Consider the following 17848-nt stretch of genomic DNA (forward strand, 5'->3'; position numbering starts at 1 on the left):
TCAGCCGCCCATGCTTGCGAGCATCATGTACGCTAGCCGGGCGTTGTCGGGGCTCGGGCGGAGTAGCGACGCGGCCTGCATCTGCGGGGTCTGCGTCTTCGCGCCGGTGAAGCGGCCCAGCGTGCTGTTGGCCCAGGCGAGCGCGTCACGCGCGGTTTCGTTCGCGCCGGTGATGACGGTCGACCCGTCCATCGACAGCGCCTGCGCGGCGAACTGCATCTGCGGCAGGGAATTGCCGGTGCTTGGCCCGGTGTTGCCGGAACCGTTGCCGAGCTTGTCGCCAAAGCGCTGGTACACTTCCGAGAGTGAGCGGGCCGAGCCGTCGCGTTCGAAGAACACATTGCGGTTGGCGCGGGCGGCGGCGGGGAACATCGATGCGGCGGTGCGATCGGGGTTGGCCTGCATCGCGCCGAGGAACTGCTTTGCGCCGCCAAGGCCTAGGAAATGCGCCATGTAGAGATCGGTGCCGGTCGCGTCGCGGCCGAGGCTGTTTTCCAGCGCGGCCTTGTTGTCGCTGGCATGTTCGGCCGCCATGAGCGAGGCGACTTCGGGGTCGGTGCGCATGTTGAGGATCGCCTGCCGCGCGGCGGGATCGCTGACGGTCAGACGGCCCGAGGAATTGCGGCCGATGCTGTTCGCGGCCCAGCCGAGACCGTGCTCCGCGCCGTGCTCTTTCACCACCGCGAGCCAGCTCTGTTCGATGAACTGGTAGAGGCCGGTGGCGGACGAGGTGCCCGCGCGCGCGGAGGCGTTCAGGCCGCTTTCGACCTTCGCCTGGCCGAGCAGATAATCGAAATCGATTCCGGTGCGCTGCGCGGCGCGCGCGATCGCGGACTGGATCCGGCCGGTACTGGCGATGGCGTTGATAGTCATCGTTGCTGAAGAGCCCCTTGTTCGAAGGAGTGTTCAGCAAGGGGCGTGCCAATCCGGAACCGTCACCCCAGCGAAGGCTGGGGTCTCATTCGGCAAGCGAACGGTGTGCGGCACGAGACCCCAGCCTTCGCTGGGGTGACGGATATCGTCAGGCGTAGGCCGCCACGGACCCGCGGCGATAGGCGTTGCCGCCTTCGCCGGTCAGCATTTGCAGGCGGCGGCGGACATTTGCCGCCATCAGGTTCACGTAGATGCGGCAGGTGTCGTTCAGGCGGTCGGCTTCGCTCGCCAGTTCCTTCAGCTCGGGACTGGCGGGGCCATCGCCCAGCGCCTGCAATTGTTCGATATGCTTCAGTTTCGCCGCGGTCGCGCGTTCGAGCGCGGCGACGTCGTTGCTCTTCAGCGCCGCGATCTCGGCGTGGAGCGTCTCGATCACCTGGATCAGCGCGTCACGCCTGGTCATCGGACATCCATTCGTAGCGCGCCGCGATCAGCCGGTCGGCGATCCGCGCAGGGGAAATCGGGAATCTGCCGTTCGCGACCGCGTCCTTGATCGCGCGCACCCGCTCGGCATCCACCGGCGGCTTTGCGGCCATCTGCGCGGCCAGCCGCGTCTGCGCCGGTTCGGCGAGCTGCGGCGCGACCCGCGTGGGGACCGCTTGCGCCACGCGCGTCACCGCGCCGATGCGCAGATCGCCTGTCGTTGCGGGTTTCACACCCAGCGGTTCCACCATGTCCAGACCCTTCGCGTCTTGCTGACACGGGGACAAACGGCCGTTCGGAAAAGAACTTTAGCACTTTCTTCATTCGGACCAGCCGGGCAGCGTCGCGCGGCCGGTGGCGACCGCGACGGCCTGGACCGGGGCCTTTGCGCCCTCGACGCGGACCATCAGCCGCTGACCCGCGGCGGCGTCGGCCATGGCGACGCCCTCGCGGGTGATCGAAAAGCCTGCCGCGCCGGCCTCGATCACCAGGGGGTCGCCGCGCTTGATGACCTTTTCGGCGGAGATGGCGGGCGCGGCCTTGGCGACGGCGACGATCGTCTGGCGCGGCGGGGCGATGACGGGGACGTAAATGCGCCAGTCAGGTCCGGCGCAGGCGACGACGACCGCGTCATGCGCGTCGGTGCGCCACGACAGCGAGACGGTCGGGCATTGCGCCAGCCGCAGGCGCGCATCGACATGCGCGCGTGCGCCGCCCTCCGCCCCCATCGGGCGGCCGGTGAAGGCGGCGACGGCGCGGTCGAGCGACGACGTGTCCTGATGAACGGTGGCGGCGAGCGCCAGCATGAGGGCGATCATTTCGGCTCTCCGGCGAAATCCAGGGTGACGACGACGTGGCGGCGGCCGGGCCGCGCGGCGTTGACGATGACGAGGCGGCCCGGCGCTACCGCAGCGAGTGCGGCCGCGACGGCGCGGGCGCGATCGGCGGCGAGGACCGCGGCGCTGCCGGTGTCGGGGTCGACATCGGCGGCGCTGCCGTCGCTCGCGCCGGTGACGGTCAGGCGGACGCGCGGGTCTTTCGCCGCCTCGCGCGCCCAGGCGACGATCGCGTCGGGGGTGGAGGGAAGGGTGGCTGAGCCGGGCGCGAAATCGAGCATCGCGGCGGCGGCGACGGGCATTGATTCACTTTGGGGTTCAGGCGCGGTGTCCTTGGCCGCGCCGCCGAAGCCTTGCCGGAAGCCGCTGGCCAGCGCGCGTTTGTCGAGGTTCTGATTCGCCTGCAGCAGGACGAAAAAGCCGACCAGCAGCAGCGCCAGATCGGCGAGCGTGATTAGCCACAAGGGTCGCGCGGGGGCGGTGATGGGGAAGTCGTCGACGGTCATTCCGCGGCCTCCGCCAGCGGCGCGAAGGTGACCGGCGCTTGACGATTCTGAGGTTGTTCACGCGTGGCGAGCGCTACCAGCGGTTCCTCGATCCGCGCGCGCTCGAACGCCTCGTGCCGCGCGGCGGCGCGCAGGCGGTTTGCGATCGGCAACGCGATCAGGTTCGACAGGAGCGCGCCGTAGAGCGTGGCGAGCAAGGCGACCGCCATTGCGCTGCCGATCGCCTGCGGATCGGTCATCTGCGTGAACATCGCGACCAGGCCGATCAGCGTGCCGACCATGCCCATCGCGGGTGCGGCCTCGGCCATGCCGGCCCAGGCGTCGGCGGCGGCGACGTGGCGTTCGATCCGCGCGCGGCGCAGGTGCCGGAGTTTGGTGGCGACCGCCTCCGGACTAGCCCCGTCCACGATGTCGGCTACTGCGGCGGCGACGTCGAGGTCGGCAATCACCGAGCGGTCGAGCGCGATCGCGCCGTGGCGGCGCGCGATCCGGCCGAGTGCGGCGATCTGCTGCAGCAAGGGTTCGGCGGCGAAGCGGCGGCGCGGGAGCGTGGCCAGCGCAGCGATCGCGCGGGCAAGATCGCGCGCGGGCGTGCGGAGGATGGCGGCGAGGATCGTGCCGCCGCCGACGATGGATAGCGCGATGGGGTCCAGGAACGTGCCGGGTGTCATGCGGGGGTGATTTGCAAGGGGCGGGCCAAATGCTGACCTACTATTCCTCCCTGGCACGGGGAGGGGGACCGTCGCAGACGGTGGAGGGGCAGCCAAGCAGGACCGTCGCTTGTGGCTGCCCCTCCACCACCAGCCTAAAGAAGGCTGGCGGTCCCCCCTCCCCGTGCCGGGGAGGAATTAAGTCGGCCCGGCAACGCTTGCCGCCGACCCGGCAAGGGTTTGCCGCCTCGCCTGCCAGCAAACCCCGCGCCACCATCGTAACACAAACTGGCACACCCCTTGCTGATCTCCCCGCGCACACTGACGTGCAGGAGACGGCCGATGGCCAGCGACAGTCTTTTCGGAGTTCACGGAGCGGCGCTCGAAGTGCGTGGTCAGCGCATGGGGGTGCTCGCGTCGAACATCGCCAATGCGTCCACGCCCGGCTTCAAGGCGCAGGACGTCGACTTCCGCCAGGCGCTATCCGCTGTCGAGCGCAACGGGTCGACCGCGATGGCGAGCGCGATCAAGTATCGCGTGCCGAACCAGACGTCGATGGACGGCAACACCGTCGAGCTGAGCCAGGAACAGACCGCCTTCGCCGAGAATGCGATCCAGTATCAGACGACGCTTTCCTTCCTCAACGGCCGCATCAGCACGCTGACGCGTGCGCTGCGCGGAGAATAACCATGGGCCAGCCGCTCACCATCTTCCAGGTCGCCGGCCGCGCGATGAGCGCTCAGCTCGTCCGCATGAACACGACCGCGTCGAACCTCGCCAACGCCAAGGGCGTCTCGGGTTCCGAAGCGACCGCCTACCGCACGATGAAGCCGGTGTTCCGCACCAGTTTCGACCAGGCGAGCGGGATGGCGACCGTCGACGTGGAGCGCGTCGTGAACGCGGGCGAAGCGCCGACCAAGCGTTACGACCCCGCCAATCCGATGGCCGACAAGGACGGCAACGTCTTCGAAGCCGCGGTCGATGAGACGCGCGAGATGGTCGACATGCTGGAGACCGCGCGCAGCTACCAGAACAACGTCGAGGTTATGAACACCGCCAAGACGCTGATCATCGACACCCTCAAGCTGGGACGCTGACTATGGCCACTTCCTTCGACGCAACGCTCGGCAATCTCGGCATCGCGCGCAGCACGTCCTCCACCGCGGTGAAGGCGTCGGGCGCGGATACGCTGGGGCAGAGCGACTTCCTGAAGCTGATGACCGCGCAGTTGAAGAACCAGGATCCGTTCGAGCCGGTCGACAATACGCAGATGGTCGCGCAGATGGCGCAATTCTCGCAGTTGTCGGGCATCACCGAGATGTCGACGACGCTGAAGGCGATTTCGGACAAGCTGGGCGCGACGACCACGTCGGATGCGGTCAGCTATATCGGGCGCACCGTGCAGACCGCGGGCAACACCGCTTACGGACGCAGCGCGGGCGGCATCGCCGGCGCGGTCGAACTGGGCGGCGACGCGAGCGCGGTCACCGTGTCGATCGCCGATGCGAACGGGCAGGTGCTGAAGACGATCGACCTGGGCAAGCAGGCCGCGGGCACCGTCGCGTACGATTGGGACGGCAAGGATGCGGTCGGGGCGGATGCGGGCGCGGGACCGTTCACGGTCAGCGTGGGCGCGCAGAAGGACGGCAAGACCGTCAGCGCGACCAACCTGGTCTGGGCGCCCGTTCAGTCCGTTTCGACCACCACCGGCAGTCCCGTCCTTTCGCTTCCCGGCATCGGCGACATCCCCGTCAGCGCCATCCGCCAGATCGGCTGAACCCCATTTCCAGGAGTAACTGAAATGTCCTTCTACACCTCGCTTTCGGGCCTCCAGGCCGCCCAGACCGACATGTCGACGATCTCGCACAACCTCGCGAACGTCTCGACCAACGGCTTCAAGAAGTCCCGCACTGAATTCGCCGACGTGATCGCATCGTCGGTATCGCTGTCGCCGACCCAGATGGTCGGATCGGGCGCGGTGGTGAAAGCCAACCGCCAGCAGTTCGGGCAGGGCAATCTGGTCCAGTCGGCCAATGCGCTAGACCTGGCCATTTCGGGCGACGGGTTCTTCGCGGTGAAGCCGAACGTCGATGCGTCGGGGATCAGCTACACCCGCAACGGCGGCTTCATGGTCGACACCAACCGCTATGTCGTGGACGGCAACGGCGGGCATCTGCAGGTGTATCCGGTGGACGGGTCGGGCGCGGTCGTCGCATCGGGCATCGATCAGGCGATCTCACTGCGGCTGCCCGAGACGAGCGGCGTCGCGACCCCGACCTCGATCGTCAAATACGGCGCGAACCTGTCGGCGACCGCGACGATCCCGACAACCGCGACGTTCGATCGCTTCGATCCGTCGAGCTACAACCAGTCGACCCAGTCGACCGTGTTCGACGCCAGCGGCAACGCGCTGACCATGACCAGCTATTTCAAGCGTGAAACGGCACCGGTTCCGGGCGGCGCTACGACCAGCACCTGGTCGGTCTACAGCTTCGTCGGCGATCAGGCGCTCAGCACTGGCGGCGTCGATCACCAGACGCTGACGTTCGACAACGGGGCGCTGACCGGCGGCGGGACGACGCAGTTCGACGCGTTCACGCCCGCCGGATCGGGCGCGCCGCAGCAGATCACGCTGGATTTCGGCACCGCGACGACGCAGCTCGCCTCCCCCTTCAACATCGCCTCGCGCAGCCAGGACGGCGCGGCGGTCGGCCAGTTGCAGGGTGTGACGGTCGACGGGGACGGGCTGGTGAAGGCCAGCTTCTCGAACGGCGACGTGCAGAATCTGGGCAAGGTCGCGCTGGTCAATTTCACCAATCCGTCGGGCCTGCGCCAGACCGGCAACAGTTACTGGTCGTCGACCGGCCTGTCGGGCCAGCCGCAGGCCGGCGCGGCGGGCGAGGGGGGCCTGGGCAATCTGATGTCGGGCACGATCGAGCGGTCGAACGTGGACATCACCGAGGAACTGGTCGGGCTGATCGCGGCGCAGCGCAATTTCCAGGCGAACGCCAAGGCGCTGGATACCGCCAGCCAGGTTTCGCAGACCATCTTCAACATCCGCTCGTAACCGAACAAGCGGGGAGCGCCTGAATGGACAAATTGGTCTACACTGCGGCGACGGGGCTGAAGGCGCACATGGCGGCGCAGGCTGCGATCGCCAACAACATGGCGAACGTGTCGACGACCGGCTTTCGGGCCGATCGCGTGGTGTTCGACCGGGTCGAGATGAAGGGTGGCGGCGCGCGGTTCGAAGCGCGCGCGCCGGCCAGCGAAGAGATCACCGACATCGACCGGTCGTCCGGCGCGATCATCCAGACCGGGCGCAACCTGGACCTGGCGCTGAACGGGCGCGACGACTGGCTGGCCGTGCAGGCGGTCGACGGAACCGAGGCTTATACGAAGCGCGGCGATTTGTCTGTTTCGCCCGCGGGCACGCTACAGACCGGCGACGGCTTCATTGTGATGGGCGACGGCGGACCGGTGACGGTCCCGCCGTACGACCGCATCAGCATCGTCGGCGACGGATCGATCTCGATCGTGCCGCAAGGCGACGCCAGCGGGGCCGAGCAGGTTATCGGCAAGCTGAAGCTGGTGTCGACCAATGGCACCAACACTTCGAAGGGGCTGGACAATCTGCTGCGCGTGAAGGGTGGCGGCGTGCTGCCCGACAATCTCGACGCGAAGGTCACCACCGGCGCGCTGGAAGGATCGAACGTCAACATGACACAGGTGCTGGTCGACATGATCGAGAACCAGCGTTCGTACGAAGTGCAAGCCAATTTGCTCAAAGAAGCCAAGACGATGGACGAAGGCGCCGCATCCGTGATGCGGATGCCCGGCTGAGAAGGATTAGAACATGACCACCGCCGCCATGCACATCGCCCGCACCGGCCTGGACGCCCAGGACATGCGGATGCGCGTCATCTCGAACAACCTGGCCAACGTCGCGACGACGGGCTTCAAGCGCGATCGCGCGGCGTTCGAGACGCTGAACTATCAGACCGTCACTGCAGCCGGCGCACAGTCGACGCAGGAAACGAAATACGCGACCGGCCTTTCGCTGGGCACCGGGGTTCGCGTCCAGGGCACGGCGCGGATCGATACGCAGGGGTCGCTCAATACGACCGGCAACAGCCTCGACCTCGCGCTCGACGGCGACGGATATTTCCAGGTCCAGCTGCCGGGGGGGCAGCTGGGCTATACCCGCGCGGGCAATTTCAGCCGTTCGGCGGAGGGACTGATGGTGACCAGCGAGGGTTATCAGGTTATGCCCGGCATCACCGTGCCCGAAGGCGCGACCGCGATCACGATCGGCACCGACGGCACCGTGTCGGCGACCGTGCCAGGCCAGACCGAGGCGCAGAACATCGGGCAGATCCAGGTCGCGTCGTTCGCGAACGGCGCGGGCCTGCAGAATACCGGCGACAATTACCTGGTCGAGACCGCCGCCAGCGGTGCGGCCAATCTGGGCGTGCCGGGTGAGAACGGCCGCGGGCGCGTGCGGCAGGGCATGCTGGAGGCGTCGAACGTCAACGTCGTGCAGGAACTGGTCGACATGATCGAGACGCAGCGCGCGTATGAGGTCAATTCGAAGATGATTTCGGCGACCGACGACATGCTCAAATACGTCAACCAGAACATCTGAGGCGGATCATGGCATCGCGCGCACCCAACCCATTTGAGCGTTTTCGTGTCCGGCTTGCGCCGGTTGGTGGTCACTGGATCGAGCTGTCGCTCGGCGCGGTCGCTGCCGCGCTGGTCGCGGCGGCGTTCATGCCGTCGCCCGCCGAAGCAGGGCTGTTCGGCAAGAAGAAGCCGGCGGAGGATTTCACCGCGGTGCGCATGATGCCGGTCCCGGTGCCGCAGCCGCTCGCTCCGCCGATCGCCAATGGCGCGATCTTCCAGGCCGCGGACGGCTATGCCGCGCTGCACGAGGGATGGCGCGCGCGGCGTGTCGGCGATCCGCTGACGATCGTGCTGGTGGAACGCACCGCGGCGTCGAAATCGTCGTCGTCGAAGCTTGATTCGGGCGGCGGCTTCGGGATCACGCCGCCGACCACCGGGCCGCTGAACCTGTTCGACAAGACCGACGCCAGCATCAGCGGCAACCGCAATTTCAACGGCGTGGGCACCGCGGATCAGGCCAATTCGCTGTCGGGCGAGGTCTCGGTCACGGTCGCGGCGGTCTATCCCAACGGCACGATGCTGGTGCAGGGGCAGAAGCGCGTCACGCTCAATCGCGGCGACGAATTCCTGCAGATCAAGGGGCTGGTGCGCACCGCCGACGTCGACCGCGACAATCGCGTGCTGTCGACGCGCGTGGCGGATGCGCAGATCGCCTACATCGGCAAGGGTGACGTTGCGCGCGCCGGACGGCAGGGCTGGTTCAGCCGCTTCTTCCAGACCATCAGTCCGTTTTAGAGGATCAGCATGATGTTCCGTATCCTCAAGCTGTTCAGGGCTTCGTTCTGCTCAATCCTCCCCCGCCAGGGGCAAGTGGCGCCGAAGGCGTCGGAGGGGGAGGTAAGCGATTATATCCGTCGTGCTTCCGCCCCCTCCGTCGCGCTGCGCGCGCCACCTCCCCCGGGCGGGGGAGGATTGGGGTGGATCGTCGCCGTTACTGCGCTGCTGTTCGCCGCTCCTGCGTCCGCCGACCGGATCAAGGATCTGGGCGGGTTCCAAGGCATCCGGTCGAACCAGCTGACCGGTTACGGCATCGTCGTCGGGTTGCCCGGCACCGGTGACGACAATCTGGAATATACCGTGCAGACGGTGAAGGCGGTCGCGTCGCGGTTCGGGCTGCAACTGCCGCCGAACATCAATCCGGGGCTGAAGAACGCGGCGGTCGTGATGATCACCGCCGACCTGCCGGCGTTCGCGAAGCCCGGGCAGAAGATCGACATCACGGTCGCGTCGATGGGCAAGGCGAAGTCGCTGCGTGGCGGTGCGCTGATCCTGGCGCCGCTGCTGGGCGCGGACGGTCAAGTCTATGCGATGGCGCAGGGCAACCTCGCGGTCGGCGGGCTTGGCGCAGAGGGCAAGGACGGGTCGCAGATCGTCGTCAACATCCCGTCGGCCGGGCGCATCCCCGACGGCGCGACGGTCGAACGCGCGGTGTCGACCGGGTTCGCCGACACGCCGTTCCTGACCTACAATCTGGCGCGCGCCGATTTCACGACCGCGCAGAACGTTGCGGGCGCGATCAACCTGCGGCTCGGGGCGGGCACCGCGCAAGCGGTTGACGCGGTGTCGGTCGCGGTGCGTGCGCCGGTCGGGGCGGATGTGCGCGCGACGATCATGTCGACGATCGAGAACATTACGGTCGACTCCGCCGAACCGTCCGCGAAGGTAATCGTGAACGCGCGCACCGGGACGGTCGTGATCAATTCGGCGGTGCGCGTGACGCAGGCCGCGGTCACGCACGGCAAGTTGACCGTCAAGATCGACGAGAGTCAGCGCATCAGCCAGCCCGCGCCGTTCAGTCAGGGCCAGACCGCGGTAGAACAGAAATCCGGCGTCGGGGTGGAGGAGGAGCGTCGTCCGATGTTCCTGATCGAATCCGCGCCGAAGCTGGCCGACGTGGTGAAAGCGGTGAACGCGATCGGCGCATCGCCGGCCGACCTGGTCGCGATTCTCGAGGCGCTGAAGGAAGCCGGCGCGCTGAAGGCGGAGTTGATCGTGCTATGACTACTATCGGTGGCGTAACCGGGATCGCCTCCGGCCTCGACCGGTCGCAGACGAAAGAGAGTCTCGCCAAGGCGGGGCAGCAGTTCGAGGCGGTCTTTACCGGCATGATGATGAAGGCGATGCGTCAGGCGACGCTGGCCGAGCCATTGTTCGACAGCCAGGCGGTCGACACGTTCCGCGATATGCAGGACCAGAAGGTCGTGCAGCAGATGGCGGAACATTCACCGCTCGGCATCGGTAAGGCGATGACCGATTTCCTGGCGCGCGCGCTGCCTAGCGAAGCGGCATCGCAACCGATCGTTAACCAGGGTGGTGGCAAAGCCACGCCATGAGCGACCTGCTGTCCATCGGTGCTTCGGGCGTGCGCGCGCACCAGTCCGCGCTGACGACGGTGTCGGAGAACATCGCCAATTCCGGAGTTGCGGGCTTTTCGCGTCGCACGGCGACGCTGAGCGAAGTCGGCGCGGTCGGCGGCGGCGTCGCGGTCGCGGGGAACACCAGCGGCTATGGCGTGGTGGTCACCGGGGTCAGCCGTGCGAGCGATATGTTCAAGGCGGCGTCGGTGCGGCAGGCCGCGACCGATCTGGCCAAGACCGAAACCGGATCGGTCTGGCTGGAGCGAATCCAGTTCGCGCTGACCGGCCCCGATCTGTCGGCCAGCCTGACCACATTCTTCAACGCCGCGAAGTCGGTCGCGGCCGATCCCTCCTCGCTCGCGCCGCGCGCGGTGATGCTGGAGAATGCAGCTGCGGTCGCCGCGGGCTTCGCCGCGACCGGCGATGCGCTGGCGCAGGTCACCGCCGATCTCGACGGCATGGCGGATCAGGCCGCGGCGAACTTAAATTCGCTCGGCACCGCGCTGGCCAAGATCAACGACGCGATGAGCCGCGCCGGCACCAACACCGCGGCATCGGCGAACCTGTCAGATCGGCGCGACCAGATCCTCGAACAGATGAGCGCACTGGTCGATATCAGCGCGACGATCGATCCGGTCGGGCGCGCGACGGTGCGCGCTGGCGGCGCTGGCGGTCCGGTGCTGGTCGCCGGGACCGAGGCGGGCAGCGTGAGTTATTCGCGCAATGCGCAGGGTGCTGTGTCGTTCGCCGTTTCGCGTGCGGGCACCGCCGCGGTGCTGTCGCCGAACGGGGGCGCGCTGGCAGGCGTGGCCGATGGCGCGCAACGCATTGCGGACGCGCGCGCGTCGCTCGACGTCTTGGCGACGCAGTTCGTCGACGGCGTGAACGACGTGCAGGCGCAGGGCCGCGACCTGAACGGCGCGGGCGGCGCGGCGATGTTCGCGGTCGGCGCGACGCCCAGCGACATCCGTGTGATGTTGACCGATCCGTCGGGCGTCGCCGCGGCGTCGGCCGGAGGCGGAACGCGCGACAACAGCAATCTGGCGCGGCTGGAAAGTCTGCGCGCGAGCGGCGGGTTCGAGATGCGGCTGACCAGCGCGGTCGCCTCCAACGCCGCCGGGATCGAAAGCCGCCGCACCGTCGCCGAGGCGCAGAGCGCGATCCACGACGGTGCGATCCTGGCGCGCGACGCGGTGTCGGGCGTCGATCTGGACGACGAGGCGGTCGACCTGTTGCGATTCCAGCAGGCGTATCAGGCGTCGAGCCGGATCATCCAGGTCGCGCGCGAGACGTTCCAGTCGATCATCGGGATAAACTGATGAGCATCAATCTTTCCACCGGGCTGTTCTACGATCGGTCGAAGACCGCGATGCAGTCGCTGACGTCGCGCGCGGAAACGCTCAGCACGCAGATTTCGACGGGCAAGCAGTTGCTCAGCCCCTCCGACGGCAGCGTGGCGTACCAGCGGCTGCAGGGCCTTTCGCGGCTGACCGCGGATGCAAAGACCGACACGGCCAACGTCAAGCTGGCGCAGTCGGTGCTGCAACAGGCCGACACGACGCTGAAGCAGATCACCGAACAATTGCAGCGCGCGTCCGAACTGACGATCCAGGCGAAGAGCGGCACGCAGTCGCCCGAGGGGCGCGCGGCGATCGCGACCGAGCTGGACGGCATCGTCGAATCGCTCGCCGCGCTGGCCAATACCAGGGACGCGCGGGGCCAGCCGTTGTTCGGCGGCGCATCGGGCGATGTCGCGGTAACGAAGAACCCCAACGGATCGTTTTCTTTCGCGACGGGCGAAGCGTCGGCGATCCCGATCGGCGACGGGCAGAGCGTCCAGCCGGGCAGCAATGCCGCGAATTTCCTTAGCGGCGGCGGGACCGACATCGGCAGCGCGCTGGCCGCGATCACCGCGGCGCTGCGCGCTGGCGACGAAATTCCGGGCGGTGCCAGCGATGCGCTGGACGCGGTGTCGGACAGCGTCACCGCGACGCAGACCTCGCTCGGCGCGCGCGCCGCGCGAGTCGATCTGGTCTATGCGCAGATCCAGACCGCCACGGAGGACCGCGAGGTCACCCGGTCGGGCATCGAGGACGTGAACGTCGCCGATGCGATCACCGAATTGCAGAAGACGATGACGATCCTGCAGGCGACGCAGGCGAGCTTCTCCAAGCTCTCGCAATTGTCGCTGTTCGACTATCTGCGCTGAGTTTCGTTCAGGGTTAACCCGATCGCTACCAACTGCGGTTAACGCTGGTCCCCGACACGTTCAGTAACCGGGAATTCCCATGTTCGCCGCCATCGGCCTAGTCGTACTCATCGCCATGGTCTTCGGTGGTTTCGCGATCACCGGGGGCGCGCTCGGCCCCGTGATGCACGCCTTGCCGCACGAGATGCTGATCATCGGCGGCGCGGCGGCGGGCGCGCTGATCATCGGCAATTCGGGCAAGGAACTGAAGGCGATGGGCGGCGGCCTAGCCAAGGTGTTCAAGGGGCCGAAGTACAAGAAGCAGGATTATCTGGACGTCATCTTCCTGGTCAGCAAGCTGATGAAGATGCTGCGGATGGAAGGGCCGATCGCGCTGGAGCCGCATGTCGAGGATCCGACGTCGTCGGCGGTCTTCACAGAATATCCTAAGCTGGTCGCGGATCATACCTTGGTGAACCTGATCGCCGATACGCTGCGGCTGGTCGTCGTGTCGTCGGGCACGCTGGACGTGCACGCGGTCGAGGACGTGATGGATAATGCGATCAAGACGCATCACCACGAGGTCGAGGGACCGCACACCACGCTGGCCAGCCTGGCGGACGCGCTGCCCGCGCTGGGCATCGTCGCGGCGGTGCTGGGCGTGGTGAAGACGATGGGGTCGATCGACCAGCCGCCCGCGGTCCTGGGCGGGATGATCGGGTCGGCGCTGGTCGGCACGTTCCTGGGCGTGCTGCTGGCTTACGGTATCGTCTCGCCGCTCGCTTCGCGATTGAAGCAGGTGATCGACGCCGATGCCGCAATCTATCACGTGGTGAAGCAGATCATCATCGCCTCGCTCCACGGCCACCCGCAGCCGCTGGTGATCGAAGCCGCACGCTCGGGAATCGCGCATACCAACCAGCCCGGTTTCGCCGAGGTGTTTGACGGGCTCAGGGGTAAATAATGGCCGCCGCGCGCGCGCCGCATGGCAGCAATCAGCCGCCGAAGATCATCTACAAGAAGATCTATATCGAGGGTCACGGCGGCCATCATGGCGGCGCGTGGAAGGTCGCTTATGCCGATTTCGTGACCGCGATGATGGCGTTCTTCCTGCTGATGTGGCTGCTCGGCGCGACGACCGAGAAGCAGCGCAAGGGCATCGCCGATTACTTCGCGCCGACCGTGCTGAACACGAAATCGCTCGGCATCGGCGGGTCGGGAATGTTCGGCGGCGAATCGGTGCTGAGCAAGGAAAAGACCGGCCAGCAATCGGGCAATTCGCGGCTGCCGACGATCGTCGCCAAGTCCCAGGGGGCCGGCGGCGACCTGATGGGCACGGGCAAGAAGGGATCGTTGCGCAGCGCCGAGGCGATGGCGGCGGAGGACCGCAAGAATTTCCAGGCGCTGCGCAAGCAGGTCGCGGAAAAGATCGCGTCGACCAAGTCGCTCGCCGCGCTGGCCAAGCATATCCGCTTTGTGATGACGCAGGACGGGATGCGGATCGACCTGGTCGACGACGCCGATTATTCGATGTTCGCGCTCGGCACGACGACGCTGCAGAGCGACGCGTCTTCGCTGATCGGCATGGTGGCGGAGGGGATCGCGCGGACCAGCAATCCGCTGATGATCCGCGGGCATACCGATTCGGTGCCGTTCGGCGATCCGCGCGCGATGAACAACTGGATGCTGGCGTCGGGCCGCGCCGAGGCGACACGCCGCCGCCTGGCGCTGGGCGGCATTCCCGAGGCGCGCTTCAACCGGATCGAGGGGGTCGCCGACCGCGAACCGTTGGTCACCAACGATCCGTTCGACCCGCGCAACCGTCGGGTGGCCATCACCCTGCTGTACCGCGCGGGCGTTTTCGGCCGGTAAAACCCCGTCGGAGCAGGATAAACTGACAGCGACGCGCGCCAATTGCGTCTTTCTTGCCACTTGGCGCGAACACTACCCCCATGTAAGGGCGAACACTTGTCCCCGGGGGGGTTTCGAGGTTTTGGTGACGATAGTTCGGGGCGTGGCGTGACGCGCGTGGCGATCGCGGTGGGACTGGCGGCGTCGCTGCTGGTCGGCGCGCGCGCCGGTCACGCGGAGCAGGCGTCGCTGCCGTCGGGCTCGCGGCTGGCGCCTGCCCCCACGCCGGTGGTGCCGCCCGCGGCGAAGCTGCCCGGAACGGCGGGAAAGCCCGTCCTGCCGTTGCACAGCCGCGATCCGCTGGCGATCCGCGCGACCGAAGATCCGTTGCTGAAGCTGGCGCGACAGACCGCGCCGGTCGAACTGCTCCAGCGCATCGTCGCCGAGACGATCGCGCGCGCGCCTGCGGCTGCGGAGGCGGTCGCGACGCGCGATCAGGCCGATGCCGCGCTGGGCGAGGCGAAATCGGTGCGCCGCCCGACGGTCGATGTGACGATCACCAGTTACCGCGTGCTGTCGCGCAATTTCGGCAACAATCCCGAAAACGTGATCGAACAGGCGCGGCCAAACCGCCGTACCGATCAATTGCTGACGGTCGACCAGTTGCTGCTCGACGGCGGCAGTGCGAACGCGCGGATCGGCGCATCGCGCGACCGCCTGCGCGCGGCCGAGAACGACATCACCGGTGCGGAAGACCGCATCGCGCTGGAGACGCTGGCGGCGTGGTACGACGTCTTCACCTATCGATCCCTGGTCGCGCTGGCGGATGCGTTCGTCGGCAGCCAGCGCGAACTCCGCCTGATGGTGCAGGAGCGCATCCAGCGCGGCGTGTCGGCCGAGGCCGATGTGGCGCGCGTCGACAGCTATACCGCATCGGCCGAGACGCGGCTTGCGCGGTTCAAGCGGCTGGAGGCGCAGGCCGAATCGCGGTTCCAGGCGCTGACCGGACAGCCCGCACCGATCGGGCTGGGCCGTGCGCCGTTCACCGGACCGGCCGCGATGAGCAAGGATCTGGCGGTCGCGAAGGCGATCGACGTGCCTGCGGTGCAATCCGCCAAGCTGGTCGCGGAAGCCGCACGGCGTGATGCCAAGGCGGCGCGGGCGGATCGGCTGCCCACGATTTCCGCCGGGCTGGATGCCGGACGCTACGGCATTTACGAAACGCCTCGCGACTATGACGTGCGCGCGCGCCTGACGTTGCGCCAGCGGCTGTTCGGAGGGATCGAACAGCGGGAGAAGCAGGCCGACGCGCGCGCCCGCGCCGCCGATGCGCGCGCCGACCGCGTCGCGATCGAGGCCGGGCGCGACGCCGAGATCGCCTGGTCCGACGTGCAGGCGCTGGAGGAGCAGCAGCGCGCGCTGGAGGCGACCTATGTCGCCAGCCGCCGGTCGCGCGACACGATCGCCGAACGGTTCCGCGTCGCCAGCGGCACGTTGTTCGACGTGATCGGCGCCGAGGACAGTTATTTCGAGACCGCGGTCGGGTACCTTCAGGCGGTGACCGAACTCGATGCCTCGCGCTATGTGTTGCTGTCGAAGACCGGCCTGCTGCTGCCATCGCTTGGCGTCGCAACCGATTCAGACGCCGCCTACGGCCCCAATCAAGGACGTCAGCCATGAGCGACCATTCGCTCGTCCCCGATCCGAAGAAGCGCTTCGCGCCGTGGCTGCTCGAGCCGATGATCGACAACAAGCATACCTATTTCAAGGTCGCTTCGGCGGCGGTGCTGATCAACATCTTCGCGCTCGTCACGTCGCTGTTCTCGATGGTGGTGTACGACCGGGTCATCCCGAACAACGCGATGTCCAGCCTGACCGCGTTGGCGATCGGGTTCGGCGTCGTCATCATCTTCGATTTCGTGCTGAAGACGCTGCGCGCGTATTTCGTCGACATCGCGGGCGCGGACATCGACCATCAGGTCGGCGAGCGCGTGTTCAAGAAACTGTTGGCGACCCGGTTGGACCTCAAAAAGGGGTCGACCGGCGCGCTGGCGGGATTGATGCGCGAGCTGGAGGCGCTGCGCGATTTCTTCGCCTCCGCCACACTTTCCGCGATCGTCGACGTGCCGTTCCTGCTGCTGACCGTCCTGGTCATCTGGGCGATCGGCGGCAAGGTGGTGATCGTGCTGCTGGTGGTGATCCCGCTGGTGCTGATCACCGGCTGGCTGACCAACCCCGCGTTAGAACGGCTGTCGGCGCGGACGATGCGCGAGGGGCTGTCGAAGCAATCGGTGCTGGTCGAGACGATCGGCGGGCTGGAGACGGTAAAGGCGGCGGGCGCTGGGCCGCTGCTGTCCGCGCGCTGGTCCGAGGCGCTGCGGCAGCAGTCCGATTCGTCGCTGCGGCAGCGGTTGATCTCGACGATCGCGATCACCGTTGCGGGGTCGGCGAGCACGGTTAGCTATGCCGGGGTCGTCATCGTCGGCGTGAACCTGATCGCCGCGCGCGAGCTGACTTCTGGCGGGTTGATCGCCTGTTCGCTGTTGGCGGGGCGCGCGATCGCGCCGCTCGCGCAGATTTCGCAATTGCTGTCGCGTCTTTCGCAGACGCGCACCGCCTACCGCCAGATCAACGCGATGATGATGCAGCGGAGCGAAGGGCCGGACGGGCAGGCGCTGGAATTGCGTTCGATCGCGGGCAAGATCGAATTCCGCAACGTCACCTTCCGCTATCCCGGCGCGACCGAACCGGCGATATCCAACCTGTCGTTCACGATCGAGGCGGGCGAGCGCGTCGCGCTGCTGGGGCGTGTGGGGTCGGGCAAGTCGACCATCACACGGTTGATCCTGGGACTGTACGAGCCTGAAGACGGGCTGGTGATGATCGACGGAACCGACATCCGGCAGCTCGATCCGCAGGCGCTGCGGTCGCGCGTCGGCGCGGCGATGCAGGACAGCGTGCTGATGAGCGGCACGGTGCGCGAGAATATCACGCTCGGCCGCGAAGGCGTCGACGATGCCGAGATGCTGCGCGCGTCGGAGCTGTCGGGCACGCACCAGTTCATGGGGCAGATCGCCAACGGATACGACCTGAAGCTGGCCGACCGCGGCGACGGACTGTCGGGCGGGCAGCGCCAGTCGATCGCGCTGGCGCGGGCGGTGGCGGGCAAGCCGCAACTGCTGATCTTCGACGAACCGTCGTCCAGCATGGACACGCAGACCGAAAACGGCCTGATCGAGCGGCTGGGGCGCGAAGTGCAAGGCCGCACGATGGTGCTGGTGACGCACCGTCCGCCGCTCCTGCAACTGGTCCAGCGGATCATCGTGCTGGAGCGCGGCAAGGTGATCAGCGATGGGCCGCGCGACACCGTGATGCAGCAGCTGACCAGACCCAAGGTGGCATGACGCACATGAACCAG

21 protein-coding genes are annotated in these 17848 nt (G+C 67.3%); 15 read left to right on the forward strand and 6 right to left on the reverse strand.

Annotated elements, in window-relative coordinates; translation table 11 throughout:
- From M0208_RS12210 to M0208_RS12235, 6 genes are all read right to left on the reverse strand, one after another.
- Window positions 1–873 (reverse strand): lytic transglycosylase domain-containing protein, encoded by an 873-nt coding sequence (locus M0208_RS12210; protein ID WP_258891957.1) that lies wholly within the window; start codon window positions 871–873, stop codon window positions 1–3.
- Between the two features lie 148 nt (window positions 874–1021).
- The gene (locus M0208_RS12215) at window positions 1022–1336 is read right to left on the reverse strand and encodes a flagellar protein FlgN (RefSeq protein ID WP_258891958.1); all 315 of its coding nucleotides are present in this window, start codon (window positions 1334–1336) and stop codon (window positions 1022–1024) included.
- The gene (gene flgM, locus M0208_RS12220) at window positions 1323–1607 is read right to left on the reverse strand and encodes a flagellar biosynthesis anti-sigma factor FlgM (protein ID WP_258891959.1); all 285 of its coding nucleotides are present in this window, start codon (window positions 1605–1607) and stop codon (window positions 1323–1325) included. The genes M0208_RS12215 and flgM overlap by 14 nt, the downstream gene beginning before the upstream one ends.
- 69 nt (window positions 1608–1676) lie before the next feature.
- Window positions 1677–2174, reverse strand: coding sequence for a flagella basal body P-ring formation protein FlgA (locus tag M0208_RS12225; protein ID WP_258891960.1), 498 nt, complete (start codon window positions 2172–2174; stop codon window positions 1677–1679).
- Window positions 2171–2698, reverse strand: a complete 528-nt coding sequence (locus tag M0208_RS12230) for a flagellar motor protein MotB (RefSeq protein ID WP_258891961.1) — start codon at window positions 2696–2698, stop codon at window positions 2171–2173. The genes M0208_RS12225 and M0208_RS12230 overlap by 4 nt, the downstream gene beginning before the upstream one ends.
- Window positions 2695–3369 carry a motility protein A gene (locus M0208_RS12235; protein ID WP_258891962.1) on the reverse strand — a complete coding sequence of 225 codons (675 nt, stop codon included), beginning with the start codon at window positions 3367–3369 and terminating at the stop codon, window positions 2695–2697. Before M0208_RS12235 ends, M0208_RS12230 begins: the two co-directional genes overlap by 4 nt.
- 321 nt (window positions 3370–3690) lie before the next feature.
- Here M0208_RS12235 and M0208_RS12240 point away from each other — a divergent pair, with 321 nt between their 5' ends.
- From M0208_RS12240 to M0208_RS12310, 15 genes are all read left to right on the forward strand, one after another.
- Window positions 3691–4035: a flagellar basal body protein gene (locus tag M0208_RS12240; RefSeq protein WP_258891963.1), complete on the forward strand. Its 345-nt coding sequence runs from the start codon at window positions 3691–3693 to the stop codon at window positions 4033–4035.
- A 2-nt stretch (window positions 4036–4037) separates the two neighbouring features.
- The gene (gene flgC / locus M0208_RS12245; protein ID WP_258891964.1) at window positions 4038–4445 is read left to right on the forward strand and encodes a flagellar basal body rod protein FlgC; all 408 of its coding nucleotides are present in this window, start codon (window positions 4038–4040) and stop codon (window positions 4443–4445) included.
- A gap of 2 nt (window positions 4446–4447) precedes the next feature.
- Window positions 4448–5125 carry a flagellar hook assembly protein FlgD gene (locus M0208_RS12250; protein ID WP_258891965.1) on the forward strand — a complete coding sequence of 226 codons (678 nt, stop codon included), beginning with the start codon at window positions 4448–4450 and terminating at the stop codon, window positions 5123–5125.
- Window positions 5126–5149: 24 nt separating this feature from the next.
- Window positions 5150–6415 (forward strand): flagellar hook protein FlgE, encoded by a 1266-nt coding sequence (locus M0208_RS12255; protein ID WP_258891966.1) that lies wholly within the window; start codon window positions 5150–5152, stop codon window positions 6413–6415.
- A 23-nt stretch (window positions 6416–6438) separates the two neighbouring features.
- Window positions 6439–7191 carry a flagellar basal body rod protein FlgF gene (locus M0208_RS12260; protein WP_258891967.1) on the forward strand — a complete coding sequence of 251 codons (753 nt, stop codon included), beginning with the start codon at window positions 6439–6441 and terminating at the stop codon, window positions 7189–7191.
- Window positions 7192–7204: 13 nt separating this feature from the next.
- On the forward strand, window positions 7205–7993 hold the full coding sequence (gene flgG / locus M0208_RS12265; RefSeq protein ID WP_258891968.1) for a flagellar basal-body rod protein FlgG: 789 nt from the start codon (window positions 7205–7207) through the stop codon (window positions 7991–7993).
- A gap of 8 nt (window positions 7994–8001) precedes the next feature.
- Window positions 8002–8769 carry a flagellar basal body L-ring protein FlgH gene (locus tag M0208_RS12270; protein WP_258891969.1) on the forward strand — a complete coding sequence of 256 codons (768 nt, stop codon included), beginning with the start codon at window positions 8002–8004 and terminating at the stop codon, window positions 8767–8769.
- Window positions 8770–8946: 177 nt separating this feature from the next.
- Window positions 8947–10035, forward strand: coding sequence for a flagellar basal body P-ring protein FlgI (locus M0208_RS12275; RefSeq protein WP_258891970.1), 1089 nt, complete (start codon window positions 8947–8949; stop codon window positions 10033–10035).
- Complete coding sequence (locus M0208_RS12280; protein ID WP_258891971.1) at window positions 10032–10367, forward strand: rod-binding protein; 336 nt, start codon at window positions 10032–10034, stop codon at window positions 10365–10367. Before M0208_RS12275 ends, M0208_RS12280 begins: the two co-directional genes overlap by 4 nt.
- The gene (gene flgK, locus M0208_RS12285) at window positions 10364–11710 is read left to right on the forward strand and encodes a flagellar hook-associated protein FlgK (protein ID WP_258891972.1); all 1347 of its coding nucleotides are present in this window, start codon (window positions 10364–10366) and stop codon (window positions 11708–11710) included. Before M0208_RS12280 ends, flgK begins: the two co-directional genes overlap by 4 nt.
- Complete coding sequence (locus M0208_RS12290) at window positions 11710–12600, forward strand: flagellin (protein WP_258891973.1); 891 nt, start codon at window positions 11710–11712, stop codon at window positions 12598–12600. The genes flgK and M0208_RS12290 overlap by 1 nt, the downstream gene beginning before the upstream one ends.
- 79 nt (window positions 12601–12679) lie before the next feature.
- Window positions 12680–13543 (forward strand): flagellar motor stator protein MotA, encoded by an 864-nt coding sequence (motA, locus tag M0208_RS12295; RefSeq protein ID WP_258891974.1) that lies wholly within the window; start codon window positions 12680–12682, stop codon window positions 13541–13543.
- Window positions 13543–14451 (forward strand): flagellar motor protein MotB, encoded by a 909-nt coding sequence (locus tag M0208_RS12300; protein WP_258891975.1) that lies wholly within the window; start codon window positions 13543–13545, stop codon window positions 14449–14451. Before motA ends, M0208_RS12300 begins: the two co-directional genes overlap by 1 nt.
- A gap of 147 nt (window positions 14452–14598) precedes the next feature.
- Complete coding sequence (locus M0208_RS12305) at window positions 14599–16110, forward strand: TolC family protein (protein ID WP_258891976.1); 1512 nt, start codon at window positions 14599–14601, stop codon at window positions 16108–16110.
- Complete coding sequence (locus M0208_RS12310) at window positions 16107–17834, forward strand: type I secretion system permease/ATPase (RefSeq protein WP_258891977.1); 1728 nt, start codon at window positions 16107–16109, stop codon at window positions 17832–17834. Before M0208_RS12305 ends, M0208_RS12310 begins: the two co-directional genes overlap by 4 nt.
- Window positions 17835–17848 lie beyond the last annotated feature (14 nt).

It is taken from the genome of Sphingomonas sp. SUN019 (assembly GCF_024758705.1).
In the GTDB taxonomy this organism is placed as follows: Bacteria; Pseudomonadota; Alphaproteobacteria; order Sphingomonadales; family Sphingomonadaceae; genus Sphingomonas.